Annotated in this window: 18 protein-coding genes; 5 read left to right on the forward strand and 13 right to left on the reverse strand. The window is 60.3% G+C overall.

Translation table 11 applies throughout. From position 1 onward, the window contains the following. Nucleotides 1-10 precede the first annotated feature (10 nt). From hemW to rph, 4 genes are all read right to left on the reverse strand, one after another. Nucleotides 11-1186 (reverse strand): radical SAM family heme chaperone HemW, encoded by a 1176-nt coding sequence (gene hemW, locus QO002_RS04125; RefSeq protein WP_307226961.1) that lies wholly within the window; start codon nucleotides 1184-1186, stop codon nucleotides 11-13. 38 nt (nucleotides 1187-1224) lie between these two features. Continuing rightward, a complete protein-coding gene (gene rdgB / locus QO002_RS04130) occupies nucleotides 1225-1881 on the reverse strand; it encodes an RdgB/HAM1 family non-canonical purine NTP pyrophosphatase (RefSeq protein WP_307226963.1) in 657 nt (218 codons plus the stop codon). A gap of 11 nt (nucleotides 1882-1892) precedes the next feature. Then, entirely contained in the window at nucleotides 1893-2309 is a 417-nt protein-coding gene (locus QO002_RS04135) for a VOC family protein (protein ID WP_307226965.1), read from the reverse strand. A gap of 261 nt (nucleotides 2310-2570) precedes the next feature. After that, nucleotides 2571-3290 carry a ribonuclease PH gene (rph, locus tag QO002_RS04140; protein ID WP_307233141.1) on the reverse strand — a complete coding sequence of 240 codons (720 nt, stop codon included), beginning with the start codon at nucleotides 3288-3290 and terminating at the stop codon, nucleotides 2571-2573. A 177-nt stretch (nucleotides 3291-3467) separates the two neighbouring features. Here rph and hrcA point away from each other — a divergent pair, with 177 nt between their 5' ends. Both hrcA and grpE read left to right on the forward strand, forming a co-directional pair. Beyond that, nucleotides 3468-4550 carry a heat-inducible transcriptional repressor HrcA gene (gene hrcA, locus QO002_RS04145; protein WP_307226967.1) on the forward strand — a complete coding sequence of 361 codons (1083 nt, stop codon included), beginning with the start codon at nucleotides 3468-3470 and terminating at the stop codon, nucleotides 4548-4550. 88 nt (nucleotides 4551-4638) lie between these two features. Continuing rightward, nucleotides 4639-5250 (forward strand): nucleotide exchange factor GrpE, encoded by a 612-nt coding sequence (gene grpE / locus QO002_RS04150; protein WP_307226969.1) that lies wholly within the window; start codon nucleotides 4639-4641, stop codon nucleotides 5248-5250. A 178-nt stretch (nucleotides 5251-5428) separates the two neighbouring features. Here the strand turns inward: grpE and QO002_RS04155 are convergent, their stop codons facing one another. From QO002_RS04155 to lptC, 8 genes are all read right to left on the reverse strand, one after another. After that, the gene (locus tag QO002_RS04155; RefSeq protein WP_307226972.1) at nucleotides 5429-6664 is read right to left on the reverse strand and encodes a D-arabinono-1,4-lactone oxidase; all 1236 of its coding nucleotides are present in this window, start codon (nucleotides 6662-6664) and stop codon (nucleotides 5429-5431) included. Nucleotides 6665-6679: 15 nt separating this feature from the next. Beyond that, nucleotides 6680-7447 carry an SDR family NAD(P)-dependent oxidoreductase gene (locus tag QO002_RS04160; RefSeq protein ID WP_307226974.1) on the reverse strand — a complete coding sequence of 256 codons (768 nt, stop codon included), beginning with the start codon at nucleotides 7445-7447 and terminating at the stop codon, nucleotides 6680-6682. 109 nt (nucleotides 7448-7556) lie between these two features. Further along, nucleotides 7557-8021, reverse strand: a complete 465-nt coding sequence (gene ptsN, locus QO002_RS04165) for a PTS IIA-like nitrogen regulatory protein PtsN (RefSeq protein WP_307226975.1) — start codon at nucleotides 8019-8021, stop codon at nucleotides 7557-7559. Nucleotides 8022-8185: 164 nt separating this feature from the next. Further along, nucleotides 8186-8761, reverse strand: a complete 576-nt coding sequence (gene hpf, locus QO002_RS04170) for a ribosome hibernation-promoting factor, HPF/YfiA family (protein ID WP_307226977.1) — start codon at nucleotides 8759-8761, stop codon at nucleotides 8186-8188. A 261-nt stretch (nucleotides 8762-9022) separates the two neighbouring features. Then, a complete protein-coding gene (gene rpoN, locus QO002_RS04175; RefSeq protein WP_307226978.1) occupies nucleotides 9023-10573 on the reverse strand; it encodes an RNA polymerase factor sigma-54 in 1551 nt (516 codons plus the stop codon). 228 nt (nucleotides 10574-10801) lie between these two features. Then, complete coding sequence (lptB, locus tag QO002_RS04180) at nucleotides 10802-11608, reverse strand: LPS export ABC transporter ATP-binding protein (protein WP_307226981.1); 807 nt, start codon at nucleotides 11606-11608, stop codon at nucleotides 10802-10804. Between the two features lie 11 nt (nucleotides 11609-11619). Further along, on the reverse strand, nucleotides 11620-12180 hold the full coding sequence (locus tag QO002_RS04185; protein ID WP_307226983.1) for an LptA/OstA family protein: 561 nt from the start codon (nucleotides 12178-12180) through the stop codon (nucleotides 11620-11622). A 14-nt stretch (nucleotides 12181-12194) separates the two neighbouring features. After that, nucleotides 12195-12860, reverse strand: a complete 666-nt coding sequence (gene lptC / locus QO002_RS04190) for an LPS export ABC transporter periplasmic protein LptC (protein WP_307226985.1) — start codon at nucleotides 12858-12860, stop codon at nucleotides 12195-12197. 202 nt (nucleotides 12861-13062) lie between these two features. Between lptC and sppA the strand changes: the two genes are divergently transcribed. The 3 genes from sppA (at nucleotide 13063) to QO002_RS04205 (ending at nucleotide 14914) form a co-directional block, all read left to right on the forward strand. After that, the gene (gene sppA / locus QO002_RS04195) at nucleotides 13063-14019 is read left to right on the forward strand and encodes a signal peptide peptidase SppA (RefSeq protein ID WP_307226987.1); all 957 of its coding nucleotides are present in this window, start codon (nucleotides 13063-13065) and stop codon (nucleotides 14017-14019) included. Between the two features lie 146 nt (nucleotides 14020-14165). Further along, the gene (locus QO002_RS04200; RefSeq protein ID WP_307226989.1) at nucleotides 14166-14468 is read left to right on the forward strand and encodes an integration host factor subunit beta; all 303 of its coding nucleotides are present in this window, start codon (nucleotides 14166-14168) and stop codon (nucleotides 14466-14468) included. A gap of 104 nt (nucleotides 14469-14572) precedes the next feature. Continuing rightward, nucleotides 14573-14914: a DUF1049 domain-containing protein gene (locus tag QO002_RS04205; protein WP_307226991.1), complete on the forward strand. Its 342-nt coding sequence runs from the start codon at nucleotides 14573-14575 to the stop codon at nucleotides 14912-14914. Between the two features lie 14 nt (nucleotides 14915-14928). On the opposite strand, the gene QO002_RS04210 is transcribed toward QO002_RS04205, so the two are convergent. Next, nucleotides 14929-15375, reverse strand: a complete 447-nt coding sequence (locus tag QO002_RS04210; RefSeq protein ID WP_307226993.1) for an SRPBCC family protein — start codon at nucleotides 15373-15375, stop codon at nucleotides 14929-14931. Nucleotides 15376-15428 lie beyond the last annotated feature (53 nt).

Raw genomic sequence — 15428 nt, forward strand, 5'->3', positions numbered from 1 at the left:
TTTGAGCCTGTCAGCAGGCGAGGTCCGCCACCACGGCATCGAGGATCAGCATGCCGGCCGGCGTGCAGCGCAGGCGCGAATTGCCAAGACGCTCGATGAAGCCATGCTCGATGAGGAACTGCTCGCGATCCGGGTCCGGCTCGCGGCCCGACAGTCTCTGCCAGCGGACGAGATCGATGCCTTCCTTCAGCCGCAGGCCCATCAGCAGCAGCTCGTCGGCCTGTTCGTCGCGACCCAGGATTTCCTGGTCGACCATGCCGTGGCCGGTCTTCTCGACCAGCCGCAGCCACTCCTCCGGCTTCCGTTCCGTGGCGGTGGCGAGCTTGTCGGCGCCGAGCGTCAGGCGGCCATGGGCGCCGGGGCCGATGCCGGCATAGTCACCGTAGCGCCAGTAGGTGAGGTTGTGGCGGCTTTCCGCGCCGGGAACGGCGTGGTTGGAAACCTCGTAGGCCGGCATGCCGATGGCAGCCGTGATATCCTGTGTTGCCTCGTAGAGAACGGCGGACTGTTCGCCGTCGGGCACGATCAGCTTGCCGGCCTTGTGCAGGCCGTAGAAGGGCGTGCCTTCCTCGATCGTCAGCTGATAGAGCGAGAGATGGTCGACGGCATAGGAGACCGCTTCCTTCAGCTCCTTTTCCCATTCCTCGACCGTCTGTTTCGGCCGGGCGTAGATGAGGTCGAAGGACATGCGCGGGAAGATATCGCGGGCGAGACCTATGGCCTTCAGGGCATCCTCGACATTGTGCAGGCGACCGAGGAATTTGAGGTCGGCGTCGTTGAGCGCCTGGACGCCGAGCGAGACGCGGTTGACGCCGGCGGCGCGGTAGCCGCGAAAGCGGGTCGCCTCGACGCTGGAGGGGTTGGCCTCCATGGTGATCTCGATACCATCAGGCACATGCCATTCCCTGGCGATGCCGTTCAGCACGGCCTCGACCGTGGCCGGATCCATGAGCGAGGGAGTGCCGCCGCCCATGAAGATGCTGGTGACCGTGCGCGGGCCGGAAAGGCGGCGAGCCTCCGCCATTTCCTTCAGGAAAGCCGCGACGAAACGCGGCTGGTCCACCGGCTGATGACGGACATGGCTGTTGAAATCGCAGTAGGGACATTTGGCGGCGCAGAAGGGCCAATGCACGTAGACCCCGAAGCCGGGGTCCGTGTGGTCGCCAATGGAGTTGAAAATGGCCATTCCGTTCGTTTCTTCGGACCTTGTCCGTCTGTGGTGGCTCAGATGCCTTTCGGGGCATCAAGGCAGGTTTCGGCAAAAAGCTTGAAGGCGCGGGCGCGATGCGACAGCGCATCGGCATCGCCCGGTTTCCAGCCATGTTTTTCCTCGGCCGTCATTTCACCGAATGTGGTGTCGTAACCATCAGGTTGAAAGACCGGATCGTAGCCGAAACCGCTTGTGCCGCGCGGCGGCCAGACCAGATGGCCGGCGACTTCGCCGCGGAAGAGTTCGACATGGCCATCCGGCCAGGCAAGGCAGAGCACCGAGACGAAGCGGGCGGTTCGGGCCTCACGCGTGGTCGCACCCTTTTCCTGAAGCGCAGTTTCCACCTTCTGCATCGCCATGGCGAAATCGCGGGTGCCATCTGATGTTTCAGCCCAGTTTGCCGTATAGACGCCGGGGGCGCCATCCAGTGCATCGACGACGATGCCGCTGTCATCCGACAGGGCGGGCAGGCCGGAAGCGTTGGCGGAGGCGAGCGCCTTGATTGTCGCATTCTCCTCGAACGTCGTGCCGGTTTCATCCGGCTCGATGAAGTTGAGGTCGGCAGCGGATTTGGCGGAAAAGCCGAGCGGGCCGATCAGGTCGTGGATTTCCCGGATCTTGCCGGCATTGTGACTGGCGACGATCAGGGTCTTGTCTTCAAGCTTGCGCATTGGGTTTTCTCTCAGTCGATGTTCCAGAGGCCGGGTTCGGCGCATTCAAGGCTGTTTCCGGCGGGATCTCGGAAATAGAAGGACCGGGCACCGGTCGGCCAGCGGATGTCGGCCTCGACGGCGATGCCGGCGGATTTGAGTTTTTCGGCGAAGCGGTCGAGGTTTTCCGAGGCCACGCGGAAGCAGGCGTGACCTTGACCCTTGGTGCCGTGTGGCGGAACGGGCAGGGCGCCTTCGTGGGGCGGGTTCACCGTCTCTTCCGGATTGAAGATCAGAAGAACGCTTTGGCCGCAACGGAAAAAGACGTGGCGGTTTCCGGCGCGGGTGATCTTTTCGAGGCCGAGGATGGTGCCGTAGAAGTGTTCGGCGGCGTCGAGGTCGTCGGCGTAAAGGGCGGTTTCGAGGATGCCTTCGAGGGCGTTAGCCATGGTGATGACCTCTCGTGAGCTTGGAATATGCCGCTCCACCCCCCTCTGTCAGCGCTGCTGACATCCCCCCCGCAAGGGGGGAGAAGGGGAGTATGCCGGTCGCCCCAGCCAATCTCCCCCCTTGCGGGGGAGATGTCACGAAGTGGCAGAGGGGGGTGGCGGCGGCTTGCTCTGGCTTCGGCAGGGCGCGCCAAATCTTTCCCCGCGAGAGGGTTAGGGTGAGGGGCAATCCTGTCGTTGAAAGTGCCATCGGTTCCTGACTTAACCTGCGACAGCCTGCTTCTGCAGCGTCACCAGTTCGGCGATACCGTTCTTGGCAAGGCCCATCAGGATTGCGAATTCGGTTTCGGAGAAGGGCTTGCCTTCTGCAGTGCCCTGGATCTCGACGATGCCGCCGGAGCCGGTCATGACGAAATTGGCGTCGGTTTCGGCAGCGGAGTCTTCGAGATAGTCGAGATCGATCACCGGCTGGTCGGCGAAGATACCACAGGAAATCGCGGCGATATGGTCCTTCAGAACCTTATCGACCTTGATCATGTTACGGGCTTCCATCCACTTCAGGCAGTCGTGAAGGGCAATCCACGCCCCTGTGATCGAGGCGGTGCGGGTGCCGCCATCGGCTTGGATGACGTCGCAGTCGATCGAGATCTGGCGTTCGCCGAGCGCCTGAAGATCGACGACAGCGCGCAGCGAGCGTCCGATAAGGCGCTGGATTTCCTGGGTGCGGCCGCTCTGCTTGCCAGTGGCGGCTTCACGCTTCATGCGTTCACCGGTGGCGCGCGGCAGCATGCCGTATTCGGCGGTGACCCAGCCCTTGCCGCTGTTACGCAGCCACGGCGGCGTCTTGTCCTCGAGGCTTGCCGTGCACAGCACATGCGTATCCCCGAATTTCACCAGACAGGAGCCTTCGGCATGCTTGGAAACATTGCGCTCGAAGGAAACCTTGCGCATCTGGTCGGTTTTTCTGCCGGAGGGCCGCATCATGAACTCCTTTGATGTTCGTGCAGCCTTCTAGCCTATGTTGACGCGAAGGGAAATCATTTCGGTGCGAGATAAAACCGCTGTATCCAAGGGGCTGGCGCGCATTTTCTCTTTTGCACTCCTGCGGCGGATCACTATATTTCATGCAGATGCAACAGCATGGAATTTGCAACGTAGATGGTAATCAACAGATCCGGGGCCAGTGACAGGCTTTCCTCGCTCGACGAGCGTTCGGGAGAGATTTTTCGCCGGATCGTCGAGAGCTATCTCGAAAACGGCGAGCCGCTCGGCTCCCGCAGTCTTTCGCGGTTGCTGCCAATGTCGCTTTCGCCCGCATCGGTGCGCAATGTGATGAGCGATCTCGAAGATCTTGGTCTCATCTATTCTCCCCATATATCGGCGGGCCGCCTGCCAACCCAGATCGGGCTGCGTTTTTTCGTCGATGCCTTTATGCAGGTTGGCGATCTTTCCGCGGAAGACCGCGCCTCGATCGACCGGCATGTGCGCCGCAGCGACCACGGACAACCGGTGGAATCGCTGCTGACCGAGGCAAGCCAGATGTTGTCGGGCATGTCACGGGGCGCGGGGCTGGTGATAACGGCCAAGTCCGATCCTATTCTGAAGCATGTCGAATTCATGCGGCTTGCCCCGACGAAGGCTCTTGCCGTTCTTGTCGGCGAGCATGATCAGGTCGAAAACCGCATCATCGAACTGCCGAGCGGCATCACCAGTTCGCAGCTGACGGAGGCCGCCAACTTCCTTAACGCCCATCTCGCCGGCCAGACGCTGCACGAGGCGCGCGGCCAGCTGCAGAAGGTCAAGGAAACGGTGCGGCTGGAGCTTGATGCGCTGTCGCAGGATCTGGTCGAGCGCGGTCTTGCCATCTGGTCGGGCGGCGACAGCGACGACAAGCCGACGCAACTCATCGTCCGTGGCCGGGCCAATCTGCTGGAAGGTCTTGCCGGTGCCGACGATGTCGACCGGCTGCGCATGCTGTTCGACGATCTTGAAAAGAAGGACAGCCTGATCGAAATCCTCAACCTTGCCGAAAGCGGGCCGGGGGTGCGTATCTTTATCGGCTCGGAAAACAAGCTGTTTTCGCTGTCCGGCTCGTCGCTGATCGTCGCGCCCTACAAGGATAGCGATGAGAAGATCGTCGGCGCAGTCGGCGTCATCGGCCCGACGCGCCTCAACTATTCGCGCATCGTGCCGATGGTGGATTATACGGCACAGCTGATGTCCAGGCTGTCGCGCGGATAGCGGCATTTGCCCAAGGCCGCGTTTGCGCCCTTGATTTTTGGCGTCCGAAGCTCGATATCGGCACCATCTAGACTTTCCGGAGACCGGTATGACCGAAGACACGAAGAATTACGGCCCCGAGGCCTATGAAACCGAAGGCGCCGCGGCAAGCGAAGCTGCTGCTGAAGCCGGTGCTGAGGTTACCGAGCAGGAGCTGCTCGAAGCTGCGCGCGCCGAAACCGCCGAGATGCGCGACCGTTACCTGCGCCTCGCCGCTGAAATGGACAATCTGCGTCGCCGCACCGAGCGTGACGTCAAGGATGCCAAGTCCTATTCCGTCGCCGGCTTTGCCCGCGACATGCTGGCCGTTTCCGACAACCTGCGCCGCGCTCTCGATGCCATCCCGGCAGAGGCCCGTGCTGCAGGGGATGCCGGGTTCAACGCGTTGATCGAAGGCGTCGAGATGACCGAGCGCTCGATGCTGTCGGCGCTGGAGCGCCATGGCGTGAAGAAGCTTGAGCCCGAAGGCCAGAAGTTCGATCCGAACTTCCACCAGGCCATGTTCGAAATTCCGAATCCGGACGTGCCGAACAACACGGTGGTTCAGGTCGTTCAGGCCGGTTACACGATCGGCGACCGCGTCCTGCGGCCGGCCATGGTCGGCGTTGCCAAGGGCGGCCCGAAGATCGCGATCGTCGACGGCGAGACGCCGGCGGCTTAAGGCTGGTGCGAAGGGGTTCACCCCCTCTATCACTTCGTGAGATCTCCCCCTCAAGGGGGGAGATTGTTCATTTCCCTTGATAGCTTCGTTTACATGAGCGAGAGCGCGCCTCTTGCGACCCCCCTTGAGGGGAAGATGCCCGACAGGGCAGAGGGGGGTAAATCCCTCAACATTCACTTCATCCAAACAACTGCTTCAGATGGTCGTTCAGGAACCGCCCTTCCGGATCGAGCTTGTTCCTCAGCGCCCGGAAATCGCCAGCGCGCGGATAGAGCGCCGTCACATCCTCTGCGCCGAGGAAGTGGAGCTTGCCCCAGTGCGGGCGGGAGCCGAACTGGCGCAGGATATCGTCCACATCCTTCAGGTAGTTCCAGTAGTCGGTGCCGGGCTCGCCGGAGACTGACAGGGTAATGGAATCTTGCTCGAAGAATGGGCTGATCCAGCCGGGATCGCCGGCGGTGAAGCGGTATTCGATCGGGTAGATGCAAGTCGGATGCTTTTCCAGCATCAGCTTGCGCACTTCCATGCAGGCCTGCTTGCCGTAGCGCAGAGGCACGGCATATTCGAGCTCGTGGAAGTTCGGGACGTATTCGATCGGGTAGATCTCCGAGGAATAGGCGATCTTCTCGAAACCCCTCTCCATCGGCGGCTCGGTGGTGATGTCGATCGTCTTCATCTCGCAGACATCCGACAGGCTGTCGGTGGTCGAGACGGAAGACGTGTCCGGCAGGCAGTAGCAGTGGCGGCTTTCCGGTACGGGGCACCAGAAGAAGCCGAAATGCCGGTGGTTTGCCGCGAGATCGTCGTGTTGCTCCATGCATTCGTCGAAGGTGCAGCGCCAGAGCTTTTCATGCAGATTGTAGCTCTCCATCGCCTGCAGGGTGATCTCCGAGATCACGCCGAGCATGCCGATGGAAACCCGCGCCGCGTTCAGGAGGTCGGGTCGGCTTTCATCGACGATGAGGATACTGCCGTCGGGCTGCACGAGCCGCATGCCGACAATCTGGGAGGCCATGTTGCCGAGCTTGATGCCGGTGCCATGGGTGCCGGTGGTCAGCGCGCCGGCCAGCGCCTGGCTGTCGATATCGCCCTGGTTGATCAGCGAGAGGCCGGCTTGCTTCAACGCCTTGCCCAGCGTGTTGATCGTCGTGCCGGCGTGGACGGAGACACGCTTGCGGGCCGTGTCAATATTGGTGATGCCCTGCAGCCCGGAGAGGGTGAGGTGCAGGCCGCTCGTGAGTGCCACGGGTGTAAAGGAATGGCCCGAGCCTGCGCAGCGGACGTTCAAGCCATCTGATGTCGCCTCCCGCACCATGTCCGCCAGCGCGGCTTCACTGTCGGGAGCGCCTTTGTGTCTGACGATGCACGACTGGTTTCCGACCCAGTTGCGCCAGTGTCCGCCTGCTTCCATCATGGTTCTCTCCCTGGCTCACACCGCCGTAAAGCAGTTGTCGACGAAAAGATGGGTGCCGTTGACGAAGCTCGATTCATCGCTGGCGAGGAAGAGGGCGGCCTGGGCCACTTCCATCGGGTCGCAGAGCCGGCCCTGCTGGGCGGCGATCGCGGCATCCGAAACATCGACACCGTATTTGGCGAGACCCACCAGTTCGCGCTTGCCGTGGTCGGTGGCGATGAAGCCGGGGCAGACGGCGTTGGAGCGGATGCCGCGATCGCGAAACTCGACGGCGATGGCGCGGGCGAACATATGGCAGGCGCCCTTGGTGGTGTCGTAGAGCACTTCCATCGGGGTCGCGGCGACGGCCGAGATCGAGGACGTCGAGACGATGCTGCCGCCACCGGCCGCCAGCATGCCGGGCAGCACGGCCTTGGTCATCAGGAACATCGAGCGGACATTGACGGCCATCAGCCGGTCCCACTCCTCCTCTTCTGTCTCAAGGAATGGGCCGACGGCGAGGATGCCTGCGTGATTAAAGAGCACGGTAATCGGCCCGAAGGCGTCCTCCACCGCCTTCACCGCGGATTTGACCTCCGAGGAGACCGAGACATCGGCGGGTGCGAAAATTGCCTCACCGCCTTCAGCGCGGATTGCCGCGGCAACTTCCTCACCCTTGCTGCGTGGCAGATCAACGATGCCGACGCGCGCGCCTTCCCGAGCGAAAAGCTGGGACGCAGCAAGGCCGCAGCCTCCCGCGCCGCCGCTGATCAAAGCCGTTTTACCTGCAAGCCTGCCTGCCATGTCGTTCTCCTCGTTTTATGTTTGCGAGGATATTATCGACAAAACAAAGGCTGTCGATATCCGGGATATCAACAGCCTTTAAAAATCAAACAGGTAGAGGCGACAATGATCAGGCCGCGTTGGAGGCCTGGTCGTCGCTGAGGAAGGTGTAGATGGCGGAAACGGAATCCGTTCCCCTGAGTTTTGCCACCATGTCCTGATCGCGCAGGACGCGCGCGATGCGCGAGAGCGCCTTCAAATGATCGGCGCCCGCGCCTTCAGGCGCAAGCAGAAGGAAAACCAGATCGACCGGCTGATCATCAAGCGCTTCGAAATCGACGGGCGTTTCCAGGCGCGCGAAAATGCCGACGATCGAGGTGAGGTGCGAGAGCTTGCCATGCGGTATGGCAATGCCGTTGCCCACGCCGGTCGAGCCGAGGCGTTCGCGCTGGAGAATAACGTCGAAGATTTCCCGCTCGGAAAGGCTGGTGATCTTGGATGCCTTAACCGCCAGCTCCTGAAGGAGCTGTTTCTTGGAGTTGGCCCTCATGGCCGGAATTATCGCATTCTGCTGCAGCAAGCCTGCCAATGCCATTCTGGTTGTCCTTGTTGCCCCAGGATAAGGTCCATCGTCCAGCTTCGTGCCGGGGATAGCCTTTCCGATCGTCTCACGACGGTTTCGACGGCCCGGTCAAGGCCCCCAATCACCGCCAGGAAAAACGGAGGTGGAAACGGCTTTCGCCGTCTCCACCCATCCGCTCAGCCCTTAATATTGGAGGAATCGATCCAGCCAATATTACCATCGTTGCGCCGATAGACGATATTCAACTGCTCATTGCCTGGGCTACGGAACATCAAAACCGGCTCGTCCGTCATGTCGAGCGCCATGACGGCGCTTGCAACGGACATGGTCCTGAGTTGTTTGGAACTCTCCGCGACAATCGTCGGCGCGTAATCCTCCGGAAGATCATCGTCTTCGTCGGGCACGGAATCCATCACGGTGTAAGCTACTTCGGCAAATCCTGCATGACCATTGCCATTGTGGTGATCCTTGAGCTTGCGCTTGTAGCGGCGGATGCGTTTTGCAATTCGCTCCGACGCTGCGTCAAATGCCGCTTGCGGGTCATTCGCTTCGCCACTTGCCTGCAAGGCTGCACCGCTGTCGAGGTGTATCTTGCAATCGGCACTGAAACGAGATCCAGACTTTTCCACAGTGACTTGGCTTGAATATCCTCCGTCAAAATATTTCGTAACGGCCTGTCCTATCTGGTCTTCAATTCGCAGACGGAACGTTTCGCCGATTTCCATATGTTTACCGGATACACGCACACTCATGGAGTTTCCTCTCTTTTCGTGATTTGCGTAGCCAGTCTATTCCAACCGCATCCGTCATCCAAGCACTTCACGCACGCAAACGAATTTTGCGTCGCTCGGCCTGAAATGTCTGGGATCGGTCAATTGCGGGCTTCAAGCCCTGCCTTCAGCGGCGGCCTAATACAGGCGATGCCGCGGGAAGTCAAGGGAATGGTTAAAAATCGAATAAGCTTCGAACTCGACCTGTTGGAAAGTCGAGGATCGAGGATATCCGGTTCCGCTTCACGCCGATACTTTGGCAATCGCGCGTTTTTCCCGGCGGCGCTGCACCGACGACGGGATATTCATGGCTTCTCGGTATTTGGCAACCGTTCGTCGGGCGATGTCGATGCCACCTTTCTTCAAGAGATCGACGATATCGTCGTCGGAGAGCACCGCGCTCGGGCTCTCCAGCGTGATCATGTTGCGGATCCGGTGACGGACGGACTCGGCTGAGTGTCCGTCTCCGCCCTCGGCGGAGTTGATCGAAACCGTGAAGAAATATTTCAGTTCGAAAAGCCCGCGCGGGGTGAGCATGTACTTGTTTGATGTCACGCGGCTGACAGTGGATTCATGCATCTTGATCGCGTCGGCCACCGTCTTGAGGTTCAGCGGTCGCAGGTGATCGACGCCGTTGACGAGAAAGGCGTCCTGCTGGCGCACGATCTCGGTCGCCACCTTCATGATGGTGCGGGCGCGCTGGTCGAGGCTGCGGGTCAGCCAGTTGGCTGTCTGCAGGCATTCAGACAGAAAGGCATGGTCGTCGCTGTTCTTCGGCGCGTGGCGTGCCACGGTGGCGTAGTAGCTGTGATTTACGAGGACACGCGGCAGGGTTTCCGGGTTCAGTTCCACGGCCCAGCTGCCGTCCGGCGCGGCGCGCACGACAATGTCGGGAATGATGGCCTCGGAGGCGCCCGTTTCGAAGCCGGTGCCCGGCTTGGGATCGAGCTTGCGGATTTCCGCCAGCATGTCGATCAGGTCTTCCTCGTCGACGCCGCATATCTTCTTTAGCGTCGCAAAATCGCGCCGCGCCAGAAGTTCGAGATTGTCAATAAGGGCGGCCATGGCCGGATCCAGCCGATCCCGCTGACGCAGCTGGATCGCCAGGCACTCGCTCAAGGATCGTGCAAACACGCCGGGCGGATCGAGCTGCTGCAGGCTTTCCAGCACGCGGGCAACATCGGCCGGGACGGCGCCCAGCCGATCCGCGATCTCGCCGATATCCGCATGCAGATAACCTGCATCGTCCAGATGATCGGCCAGATGCTGGGCAATCAGCCTGTCGCCGGGCGCGTGGACGCAAAAGGGAATCTGGGTATCGAGGAAATTGCGCAGCGTGGTCTGGTTGGCGACGAAATCTTCAAGGTCGTACCCGTCATCGCCGCCGCCAGGCATGGATTTCCACTGGCCAAGCAACTCCGGCGCGTCGGCCCGCTGAGGGGTCATGTCATCGGGAAACACGTTCTCGAAATTGGAATCGAGCTGCTCGTTCATCCGCTCGCTGGTTGTCGAGGTGGCGCTTTCATAGACGTCGCCCAGCGGTTCGTAAGCGGGGGCGTCGTCGCCGGATGCTGCTTCGTCGGCCGCATGAAACTCATCCTTGCCATGCCGCTCGCCGCCCGCCACATCGTCATTGGCGGTGAATTCCAGAAGCGGGTTCTTCTCGACTTCCTGCTCTATGAAGTGCGTCAATTCCAGATGCGTCATCTGCAGAAGCTGGATCGACTGCATCAGCTGAGGCGTCATGGCCAGGGTTTGGCTTTGGCGCAGGAAGAGGCTGGCGGATAATGCCATTCGGACGCGAAACTCCCCTCAAATTTAAGGGTCTGCCGACCTTTGGCATGCAAAGGCCCGGCGTTGATCCCTCAACTGGCCCAAAAATTGCTTATTACGAAGGTTTGGTCAAGCGCTGGTCGTAAATAAGATGAAATACGTCGAAAAGGTGTGGTATCGACGTTCTGCGGCCACCAAACATTCAATATCGCTTAAAAACATCTGGAATCTAAAACGGCGCTTCCAGGCTCAAAGGCTGAAATTGTCGCCCAGGTACAGGCGTCGCACATCCGGGTTGGTCACGATGTCGTTTGCCCGGCCATGGGTCAGGACTTCGCCCGCATGGATGATGTAGGCGCGATCGATCAGACCCAGCGTTTCGCGGACATTGTGGTCGGTGATCAGCACGCCGATGCCCCGCGACGTCAGATGCCGGACCAGCGCCTGGATATCGGCAACCGAAATCGGATCGACGCCGGCGAAGGGCTCGTCCAGCAGCATGAAGGTCGGATCGGTGGCAAGGGCGCGGGCGATTTCCAGGCGTCGGCGCTCGCCACCTGACAGGGCGACGGCCGGCGATTTGCGCAGATGCGAGATGTTGAACTCGCCGAGCAGTTCGTTCAGCTTGTTTTCGCGCCGTTCGCGGTTGTTGTCGTGAAGCTCCAGCACCGCGCGGATGTTTTCTTCGACGGTCAATCCGCGAAAGATAGAGGCTTCCTGCGGCAGGTAGCCGACGCCGAGCCGTGCGCGGCGATACATCGGCATCGTCGTCACGTCGTTGCCATTGATCTCGATGGAGCCTTCATCAACCGGCACGAGGCCGGTGATCATATAGAAGCAGGTGGTCTTGCCGGCGCCGTTGGGACCAAGCAGGCCGACGGCCTCGCCGCGACGCACGACAAGCGAGACGCCGCCAACGACACGGCGGCCACGATAGGATTTCGTCAGGCCGCGTGCGATCAGCGTGCCGTCGTAGCGCGCTTTGTCAACGGGGCGGGCCGGCGCGGCCGTGTCGGTCTTGGCGCGCTTGCGCTTATGAAGAAAAGGAATGTTCACGAGGGGCCGCGTCAGTTGGTCTTCTGGGATTTCGGATCCAGCTGGATCTGGACTCGACCGCCGCAGGCTTGAAGCTGTGCTTCGCCGGTGTTCATCTGAACATCGAGCTGGCAGCCGGTGAAGACATTCTTGCCTTCGGAAAGCACCACCTGCTTGCCCTTCAGCACCAGGGTCTGGGCCGTCATGTTGAACACGCCGATATCGGCGGTCGCCTGCTGGGTGCCAGACTGAAGGAAAACCTTGTCCTTGACTTCGATACGATCGATATCGGCATTGCCGCTGGAGATCGCGCCGCCGCCGCCCTTCTTATAGAAAACGACCATGCTGCCGGCCTGGAGCGTCGTCGTGCCCTGCACGACCTTCACGTTGCCGGTGAAGATGGCCTTGCTCTCGGGATCCTTGATCTCCAGCTTGTCGCTCTCGATCTGGATCGGGGCATCATTGGAAAGTTCCAGGCCTTTGATCTTGCTCTTGGTTTCCTGCGCAAGCGCGGGCGCTACGAGTGTCGGCGCAACGCCGAGAAAAAGGACTGCTGCGGCAATGCGAAATGCTGAAAAGGAATAAGCCGACATGGGTGCACCGGTTTCTAGTTGGCTGTCTTGCGGATGGTGCTGGGGTCGACGACGACTTTCACCATGCCCTCGAATGTAACAATGCGTCCCTTATCCGTCATTCTCAGCCGCTGTGCAACAATGGAACCGCCGTTCAAGCTGATCGCGATCGGTCGATCCGTGTTCATTTCTCCGGCGTTAATATCGAGATAGGCGGTCTGGAAGTCTGCAACGACGCCATTGTTCATCGTTATGCTGAAAGGCTTGTTCATGTCGAGCGTGTTCTTGCCGCGATCATAGATGCCGCTTTCGGCTTCGACGGTCGCTTTGAGCGTGTCATTGACCGGCATTTCCGCATGGATCGTTTCGAGCGTGATGATATCGGGATTTGCGATATCCTGGAGGGCGCGCTTGGCTTTCATCGAATAGCTGATGTTCTGCTTGTTACGGCCTGATATCGCCGGGTTCTGCATCACGATCTTGCCGTCTTCGATGGTTGCATTTTCGATCTGCAATTCCTCAGGCAGGAAAGCGCGCACGACCGAAACGGCCACGAAGACGAGCGCGATCGCCGTGGCGGCAAGCGGCAGCAGGATCTTCAGCCGCGCGACCCGGCGCGAATGGCGCACCGCTTCCGAATAGACGTCCGGGACAACTGGCCCGGAATGCGGGAGAGCGCCGGAAAAAGACATTTCATTCATGAAGAAACCCGTCGTCGCCGCGCTTCAGAGCTCCGATGCGCAGTCTGCCCTGTTTATGAATTCAGAATTCAGTCGGTGACTTACCGTGAATATGGAGATTTTTTTGTCCTTGCACAAGGAAGGCTCGAAAAACTTCAAAATGAGGTTACATCCGCTTCGCGCGGCGCTATGCATGGCGCTTCAGCAAAGCAAGGGAAAACCCATGGATCAGCTTGCCATCGCCGACCGGCGGCAATTGCGACGCAAACTCGGTTTCTGGCGTATCGCCTGCATTCTCATGATCTTGGCAGCGGCAATCGCCGTCTATTTCTGGGGCAGTGCGCAATCGGGCCTGACAGCCCGCCCGCAGATTGCCCGCATCAGCATCTCGGGCATCATCCAGGACGACCGGGAACTGCTCGAGCGGCTTGACCGGATCGCCAAGGCCGATGCGGTGAAGGGTCTCGTCGTGACGATCGAATCGCCCGGCGGCACGACCTATGGCGGCGAGACGATCTACAAGGCGATCCGCAAGGTCGCCGAAAAGAAGCCGGTGGTTTCGGATGTGCGCACGCTCGCGGCATCCGCAGGCTACATGATCGCCATTGCCGGCGACCAGATCATTGCCGGCGAGACCTCGATCACCGGTTCGATCGGCGTACTGTTCCAATATCCGCAGATCAAGACGCTGATGGATCGGCTCGGGGTATCCCTGGAGACCATCAAGTCGGCGCCGCTGAAGGCCGAGCCCAACCCGTTCCATCCTCCAAGCGAGGAGGCGAAGGCGGTCATTCAGTCGATGATCAACGACAGTTTCGACTGGTTCGTCGATCTGGTTGCCGAGCGCCGCAAGATGCCGCGCGCCGAGGCCCTGAGACTTGCCGACGGTCGCATTTTTACCGGGCGTCAGGCGCTGAAGGAAAAGCTCGTGGACGCTCTTGGCGGCGAGGAAGAGATCAAGGCCTACTTCAAGAGCCGCAAGATCGACGCCGATTTGCCTGTCGTCGATTGGAAGGAACCCGCCCGTTCATGGCCCTTCGGTTTCGGCTCCCTTGCCTCGGAATGGGTCAAAGCATTGGGATATGAGGTTTTTCCGCAGCTTGGCGGGCTCGAAAAGTTGAGCGGAGACAAGTTGTTTCTTGACGGTCTTCTCTCGGTTTGGCAGGTTGGCAGCAACTGAGAGCCGACCGGGAGACGGCGAGGGCCGATCTTGATGGCCAGAAATGGCTGTTCTGATTTGTGGGTCGGCTTGTGGGGTTGAAACCCGTCCTGCTTGCTATACGTAAAATACGAAGAACAAACGATAAAAACCGAGAGGGGGCAACAGTGATCAAGTCAGAGTTGGTGCAGATTGTCGCGGCTCGCAATCCGCATCTCTATCACCGTGACGTCGAGAATATCGTCAATGCGGTGCTCGATGAGATCACCGACGCGCTCGCGGCGGGAAATCGCGTGGAATTGCGTGGCTTTGGCGCCTTTTCGGTGAAGAACCGTCCGTCGCGCTCGGGTCGCAACCCGCGCACCGGCGATTCCGTCTTCGTCGAGGAAAAATGGGTGCCGTTCTTCAAGACCGGCAAGGAACTGCGCGAGCGGCTCAATCCCGGCACGGATGACGAAGACGACGAATAATCGTCGTCATGAAGACGGCGGACTATCGTCCGTCGCTTCGGAGCCGCCGATCTGCGTCGTGACGGCGAACCGTGATCCGCGCACGCATCGGAGACCATCAGAGAATGAAGAAGATCATCAACCTCGTCGTGCTGGTGCCGGTCGGCATCGTGCTGATCGTGCTGTCGGTTGCCAACCGGCAGAGCGTGCGGCTGGCGCTCAATCCGTTCAATCCCGAGGATAGTGTTCTTTCCGTTTCGGCGCCGTTCTTCGTGTTCCTGTTCCTCGCGGTGATCTTCGGTCTCGTGCTGGGTTCCTTCGCCACCTGGGTCAGCCAGCACAAATATCGCAAGCGGGCGCGCAACGAGGCGCATGAGGCGGTGAAATGGCACACGGAAGCCGAAAAGCAGCGCGTGCGGGCGGAAAATATCCCGTCGCAGGCGCTGATCCCTTCGAAATCGGTGTGATCACGGTGACCTGATCAGGCGCGCGCCCTCTCGCTGACGGCCGCGTTGAAATCGTCGAAGAAGCGACGGGCGAGTTTTCCGACCGTCGCGTCGATCAACTTGCCGCCCATCTGTGCGAGCTTGCCTTCGACATCGGCCTTTGCCTCGTAGGAGAGCAGGGTCTCATTGCCTTCTCGAACCATCACCACATCGGCGCTGCCGCGGGCGAAGCCGGCAAGGCCGCCCTGGCCCTCGGCCGAAATCGTATAGCTGTCGGGCGCATGGATGTTGCTGAGCAGGATTTTTCCGGCGAAGGTGACGGAGAGGAAGCCGAACTTGACCTTTACCGTTGCGAGCGTTTCTGTCTCGGACAGGCGCTCCATCGACTGGCAGCCGGGGATCAGGCCCTTCAGGAATTCCGGGTCGTTGAGTGCTTCCCAGACGATCCGGGGCGGTGCTGCAATCCTGACATCTCCTCTCATGTCGCTGACATCGTTCCTTTCGCGTGCTTCCCAGTCCTATATGCGAGGCTGAA

Source organism: Pararhizobium capsulatum DSM 1112, from assembly GCF_030814475.1.
GTDB classification, from domain to species: domain Bacteria; phylum Pseudomonadota; class Alphaproteobacteria; order Rhizobiales; family Rhizobiaceae; genus Pararhizobium; species Pararhizobium capsulatum.

Coding starts and splice junctions, on each gene's coding strand:
- rdgB (WP_307226963.1), bottom strand. CDS start 1,881: ATGCGCAAGCTTGAAGACAAGACCCTGATCGTCGCCAGTCACAATGCC.
- rpoN (WP_307226978.1), bottom strand. CDS start 10,573: ATGGCATTATCCGCCAGCCTCTTCCTGCGCCAAAGCCAAACCCTGGCC.
- QO002_RS04185 (WP_307226983.1), bottom strand. CDS start 12,180: ATGTCGGCTTATTCCTTTTCAGCATTTCGCATTGCCGCAGCAGTCCTT.
- sppA (WP_307226987.1), top strand. CDS start 13,063: ATGGATCAGCTTGCCATCGCCGACCGGCGGCAATTGCGACGCAAACTC.
- QO002_RS04160 (WP_307226974.1), bottom strand. CDS start 7,447: ATGGCAGGCAGGCTTGCAGGTAAAACGGCTTTGATCAGCGGCGGCGCG.
- rph (WP_307233141.1), bottom strand. CDS start 3,290: ATGCGGCCCTCCGGCAGAAAAACCGACCAGATGCGCAAGGTTTCCTTC.
- QO002_RS04155 (WP_307226972.1), bottom strand. CDS start 6,664: ATGATGGAAGCAGGCGGACACTGGCGCAACTGGGTCGGAAACCAGTCG.
- QO002_RS04205 (WP_307226991.1), top strand. CDS start 14,573: ATGAAGAAGATCATCAACCTCGTCGTGCTGGTGCCGGTCGGCATCGTG.
- lptC (WP_307226985.1), bottom strand. CDS start 12,860: ATGAATGAAATGTCTTTTTCCGGCGCTCTCCCGCATTCCGGGCCAGTT.
- hpf (WP_307226977.1), bottom strand. CDS start 8,761: ATGAGTGTGCGTGTATCCGGTAAACATATGGAAATCGGCGAAACGTTC.
- hemW (WP_307226961.1), bottom strand. CDS start 1,186: ATGGCCATTTTCAACTCCATTGGCGACCACACGGACCCCGGCTTCGGG.
- QO002_RS04135 (WP_307226965.1), bottom strand. CDS start 2,309: ATGGCTAACGCCCTCGAAGGCATCCTCGAAACCGCCCTTTACGCCGAC.
- QO002_RS04210 (WP_307226993.1), bottom strand. CDS start 15,375: ATGAGAGGAGATGTCAGGATTGCAGCACCGCCCCGGATCGTCTGGGAA.
- ptsN (WP_307226975.1), bottom strand. CDS start 8,021: ATGGCATTGGCAGGCTTGCTGCAGCAGAATGCGATAATTCCGGCCATG.
- hrcA (WP_307226967.1), top strand. CDS start 3,468: ATGGTAATCAACAGATCCGGGGCCAGTGACAGGCTTTCCTCGCTCGAC.
- grpE (WP_307226969.1), top strand. CDS start 4,639: ATGACCGAAGACACGAAGAATTACGGCCCCGAGGCCTATGAAACCGAA.